This window comes from Nocardia sp. NPDC004718 (assembly GCF_053601535.1).
This window is the reverse complement of sequence record NZ_JBSGCA010000124.1, coordinates 1-3,873: the sequence shown is the minus strand read 5'-3', so window position 1 is coordinate 3,873 and position 3,873 is coordinate 1. Positions and strand designations below refer to the sequence as shown.

General features: G+C 61.8%; 5 protein-coding genes. 1 reads left to right on the top strand and 4 read right to left on the bottom strand.

Annotated features, from left to right (window positions below; genetic code table 11):
* Nucleotides 1-12: 12 nt before the first annotated feature.
* From ACWEH3_RS35770 to ACWEH3_RS35760, 3 genes are all read right to left on the bottom strand, one after another.
* Nucleotides 13-336, bottom strand: coding sequence for a DDE-type integrase/transposase/recombinase (locus ACWEH3_RS35770; protein WP_450026782.1), 324 nt, complete (start codon nucleotides 334-336; stop codon nucleotides 13-15).
* Nucleotides 337-656: 320 nt separating this feature from the next.
* Nucleotides 657-962 (bottom strand): transposase, encoded by a 306-nt coding sequence (locus tag ACWEH3_RS35765; RefSeq protein WP_450026784.1) that lies wholly within the window; start codon nucleotides 960-962, stop codon nucleotides 657-659.
* A gap of 661 nt (nucleotides 963-1,623) precedes the next feature.
* Nucleotides 1,624-2,520 (bottom strand): aldo/keto reductase, encoded by an 897-nt coding sequence (locus ACWEH3_RS35760; protein WP_450026780.1) that lies wholly within the window; start codon nucleotides 2,518-2,520, stop codon nucleotides 1,624-1,626.
* A 58-nt stretch (nucleotides 2,521-2,578) separates the two neighbouring features.
* Here ACWEH3_RS35760 and ACWEH3_RS35755 point away from each other — a divergent pair, with 58 nt between their 5' ends.
* Nucleotides 2,579-2,926 (top strand): MerR family transcriptional regulator, encoded by a 348-nt coding sequence (locus ACWEH3_RS35755; RefSeq protein WP_450026778.1) that lies wholly within the window; start codon nucleotides 2,579-2,581, stop codon nucleotides 2,924-2,926.
* Nucleotides 2,927-3,357: 431 nt separating this feature from the next.
* Here the strand turns inward: ACWEH3_RS35755 and ACWEH3_RS35750 are convergent.
* On the bottom strand, nucleotides 3,358-3,873 hold a 516-nt coding region (locus ACWEH3_RS35750; RefSeq protein WP_450026776.1), incomplete at its 5' end, for a hypothetical protein.

Here is a 3,873-nt window from a genome sequence, read left to right as displayed (position 1 = left end):
TGGCCCCGGTACTCACGAACCCACTTCTGCTGCGGACCAATTCCCACCTCCACACCTCCACGATCGAGGTGTTGCAACGATCAGTTGAATCCGGCTTGAGCGCCGTGGTCGCTGTGGATGACCGTCCGATCGGGTGAGTGTGCGGCGATGGCCATGTCGGGCGCGGCCGGTACCAGCGATGCCGTCTGACGGGAGTTCGATGGCCCAGCCCACGATGCGTCGGGAGTAGGCGTCGATCACCGCGCAGCAATACACCTTCCCTTCACGGGTCGGATGCTCGGTGATGTCGGTGCACCACAGGTGGTTCTCCCGCCCTGCGGTGAAGTTCCGGTTCACCAGATCCGAGTGCGTGGCCTGGTCCTGTTTGCTGATATAGCGTTTCCTGGAGTCCGAGAAACCCTACAGTCCAATGCGTTTCATGATCAAGTGCACTTGCCCGGACCCCACATCGATACCCATACCGATGGTGAGCTCGGCAAGGATGCGGCGCACGCTGTAGCAGCCGCGTGACGCGGAGTGCACGGCGCGAATAGTTTCGGCAAGCATGTCGTGGCGTAGTCGGCGCTGGCTGGGTGGCCGGTTGCGGTGATGGCGGTAGCCACGCTCGGAAATCCCGAGCACACGGCATGCGGTGCGGGTGTTGATTCCTTGCCCGGTCAAGGCCGTGACAACCGGGAACCGCCTTTTGGGCTGATCGTGGTGTCGTGAAGGATCTCGGCCGCCAGTCGTGTCGCACGCAACTCTTCCTCGAGCTGCTTGATCCGGTTCAATGCGTCTCGTAGCTGGACCGATTCGACCGTCGGCGTGCCCGGCGCCTCACCGAGATCAATCAGGGCCTGCTGCTTCCATCGGTACAGCGAGCCCTCGGTAACTCCCAGATCGCGGGCAACATCGGCGACCCGCCGACCTTCGTCGAGGATCAGAGCTACAGCACGCTCACGAAACTGCGGTGAGTACATCATCGGCACGGGTGGAGATCCTTCCATCCCACGGGTAGGAATCTCACAACCCAGCGGACAAAATCTCAGGACAGCCCAAAGCGACCCCCAACCCGTGACGGTTCACTCTCCATCAAACCCGGGGCTTGACAGTCTTCGGGTTCTGCGTGTCTGGAGTGGCCCTGGCAGACTGATGCGTACTCATGTCAGCGGTGACCAGCCCAGCGGGGCGACGTCTGATCGAGTTTGAGGAGGAAGGATGACGCTGAGCCGCAAGGGATCGCGTCGTATCACAGTCGATGGTGTTGTTTACCGTTGGAGACTGCGAGCAAAGCCGACCTATAGCCAAGGAATGTGCATCTATGCAGTCGATCGGCCAGAACGCGGCGGCACCACCCTCCTGGTCACAACGGACCGACTCCACCCCAGCATCGCCTGGATAAAAAGTGCGATAAGACCCGTGTTGCCAGCAGAGGTTGCCAACACGATCAGGATTGCGCTCGCACGTGGATGGGAGCCGGCCACCAACGGGTCTCCTTTCCACCTCGATTTGTCGGACGGGCTCTCGCACGGTCCGCTGTAGTCCCCGGCCAAGCCGCAGTCTGGCAGGCGGTGTCGTGATCTCGTGCGTCCGGAACTCCCCGTGGGGCTCGTTGTAACGAGACTCGAGGGTGAACGTGGCCTTTTAGACCGCGTTTTCGGGGTTGCCGAGGGCGGTCAGGCGGGCGAACTGGTCGTCAGACATAGCGATATGCAGTGCTTCCATGTTCTCTGCGAGGTGCGTGAGCGAGGTGGTGCCCGGGATCGGGATTGTCGTCGGTGAGCGGTGCAGCAGCCAAGCGAGTGCGACTTGGGCGGGCGTCGCGTCGATCTGCGCAGCGATCGTGGCGACCGGGCTGTCGGGGCGGGCGTGTTCTCCCATGGCGATGGGGAAGTAGGGTATGAAGGCGATGCCGTGCTTGGATGTGTAGTCCAGAACGGAATCGTGCTGGCGGGCAATCAGATTGTAATGGTTCTGCACCGCCGCGATCGGGGTGATGGCCGTGGCGGTTTGCAGTTCTTGTAGCGAGACTTCCGACAGGCCGATGTGCCGTACCTTGCCTTCCAGTTGGAGTTGATGCAAGGTTCCGACCTGGTCGGCGAGCGGCACGGTGGGATCGATGCGATGCAGGTAGAGCAGATCGATGCGGTCCACTTGTAGTCTCCGCAGGCTCAGTTCAGTTTGCTGGCGTAGATAGGCGGGGCGGCCGAGTGGTACCCATTCTTCGGGCCCGGGTCGGGTATTGCCGACTTTGGTGGCGACCACCAAATCGCCCCGATAGGGGTGCAGCGCCTCGGCGACGAGTTCCTCATTCGCGCCCAGCGCATATGCGTCGGCGGTGTCGATCAGATTCACTCCCAGTTCGATCGCGCCGCGCAGCACAGCGAGCATTGCGGCGCGATCGGTCGGAGCCCGCCAGATGTGTGCGGTGCCACCACCGCGGGATGTGGGTGTGTCGGTGAGCCGCATAGCACCGTAGCCGATCCGGCGTACCGGAAGATCGCCACCGAGGTTGAAGATTTCGCTTGCTGTTGCCACCATGCACTCACCGTAGAATTTGACATAGATGCGAGATTCAAGTGATCGTGAGGTGTATCACATGAGGATCGGTGAGTTGTCCCGAGTCACCGGCGTCAACCCGCGGTTGTTGCGGTACTACGAGCAGCAGGGCCTGCTCACCACCCAGCGCGCCGCCGGTGGCCACCGCCGCTTCGGCGAGGACGCACCGGCCACGGTCGGTCACATCCGAGCCATGCTCGCAGCGGGGCTGTCAACCAGGGTCATTCAGCAGGTACTGCCCTGCGTGGAAGCACCGGGACCGCAACTCAATGCCTGCGTTGCCGATATTCTGCGAGAACGTTTGCGCGATATCGTCGAGCAGATCACCACCCTGGAACACGCACGTTCTGCCCTCACCGACATGCTGGCGACCGCGACACAGTCGTAGCACCCTCGATACCACCTACTTATCGGAGTCGCCGTAGTATCGGGCGAATTTCGGGCGAATGACATAGTGGGGCGGGTAGAGCAGCACGGCACCGCAGGGCCGAGAACCTGCGTCGCTACTTCAAACCCTCCCCACAAGCTATGCGCGAACTCACCAGCCTCATCGGCCCGGCACATCCCGACACCCACCGACCAGCGGCTACGCCATATCCGCCCGAAATTCGGCCGATACTACGGCGACCCCAATAACCCACGCCGAACAAACAACGGGAGCCCCGGCCACACCGGGGCTCCCGCATATGCGACCGATGTCCGAAGGGGACGAACACCGACCTCAACGATCAGATCCTGCCATCGGCCACCTACAACACACCATCACTGCTGGTCAAGCCATACGGGTTGTTTTCTGCGCCGAATACTGGAACCCCCTTGTCATCGGATGGCCTGGTCTTGCAAGCTCTTTGGGCACAGACCGCTATTGCGTCCACGAATCCACTGCGCGATTGCAGCCATAGCGGAAAGCAGCGAAATCCCGACGGCGACTATCGCAGACCAGGTGAGACTGTAGGTCGCGTAGGAAACCTTACGAAACCCGGGTGCCGGATAGTTGTCGTGTCCCCTTGCCCATCGGATCAGCAATCCGACCTGCGTCCCCGGATCCCGGGCCGTCCCATACGACACCACTCGCGTCAGGTCATCACCCATACTGTTAAGATAAATCGCGGTGGCGATCGCGAAAATCGCCACGAGAACCGTGGCCACCATCGCCAGGCGCGCGAACGCCTCGGTGCGGACCACACTGTTGACCGCCACGCTGCACACCGCGATGACGATCGCGACGCTGGTGAGGATGGGGACTGCCCTCGGTTTGGTTGACTCCTGACCTGTGAGGATTGCTCCTCGCTGGAAGGATGTCCCCCATGCCGAAGCCGTATCCCGAAGAGTTCC

Excerpts from the sequence above, each read along its gene's own strand:
- ACWEH3_RS35760 (WP_450026780.1), bottom strand. The coding sequence starts at position 2,520 with ATGGTGGCAACAGCAAGCGAAATCTTCAACCTCGGTGGCGATCTTCCG.
- ACWEH3_RS35765 (WP_450026784.1), bottom strand. The coding sequence starts at position 962 with ATGATGTACTCACCGCAGTTTCGTGAGCGTGCTGTAGCTCTGATCCTC.
- ACWEH3_RS35755 (WP_450026778.1), top strand. The coding sequence starts at position 2,579 with ATGAGGATCGGTGAGTTGTCCCGAGTCACCGGCGTCAACCCGCGGTTG.